Source organism: Oleiphilus sp. HI0080, from assembly GCF_001635135.1.
Genome location: NZ_LWFU01000020.1, coordinates 1 through 1,011, shown reverse-complemented (window position 1 = coordinate 1,011; position 1,011 = coordinate 1). Strand labels below are relative to the sequence as shown.

General features: G+C 46.7%; 1 pseudogene. It reads left to right on the top strand.

The features are described 5' to 3' along the window. Positions 1–906: pseudogene (locus A3751_RS00405) on the top strand (F0F1 ATP synthase subunit alpha); the annotation flags it as partial. Positions 907–1,011: the final 105 nt, after the last annotated feature.

The following is a 1,011-nucleotide window of genomic DNA, read 5'->3' as shown; positions in this document are numbered from 1 at the left end:
GAAGAACATGGTGCAATGGATCACACCATCATCGTAGCTGCTGGTGCAGCGGATCCAGCAGCAATGTTGTTTCTTGCACCCTATGCTGGCACAACAATGGGTGAATTCTTCCGTGACAATGGGCAAGACGCATTGATCGTTTTTGATGATTTGACTAAGCAAGCTTGGGCGTACCGTCAGATTTCATTGCTTCTTCGTCGTCCACCGGGCCGAGAAGCATATCCTGGTGACGTATTCTACTTGCACTCGCGCCTTCTTGAGCGAGCGTCTCGCGTTAGCGAAGAGTACGTAGAACAGTTTACTAATGGTGCTGTTAAAGGCCAGACAGGTTCTTTGACCGCTCTCCCGATCATCGAGACACAAGGTGGTGACGTTTCAGCGTTCGTTCCGACAAACGTAATTTCGATTACCGATGGTCAGATCTTCTTGGAAACAAACCTGTTTAACGCCGGTGTTCGTCCAGCGATGAACGCAGGTATTTCTGTATCTCGTGTAGGCGGTGCAGCTCAGACTAAGATCATCAAAAAGCTTGGTGGTAGTGTGCGTCTAGCGCTTGCTCAGTATCGTGAACTTGCAGCATTTGCTCAGTTCGCTTCGGATCTTGATGAGGCGACTCGTAAGCAGCTTGAGCATGGTCAGCGTGTTACAGAGTTAATGAAACAGAAGCAGTACGCTCCACAAAGTGTTGCTGAGATGGGTGTAGTTTTATACGCAGCCAATGAAGGTTTCCTTGACGATGTTCCAGTGAATAAAGTGGTTGATTTCGAAGCGGCAATGCTTTCTTACATGAATGCGGAGCAAGCGGATCTTATGGCTAAGATCAACGAAAAGGGCGACTACAACGATGATATCGCTAGCGGTATCAAGAGTGCATTGGAGACATTTAAGTCTACCCAAACTTGGTAATTAAAGGGGTTCGCCCCTTTAATCGAGTTTTTTTAAACGAGACTTTAAAGGCAACTAACAATGGCCGTTGGTAAAGAAATACGAAATCAGATCTCAAGCGTTAAA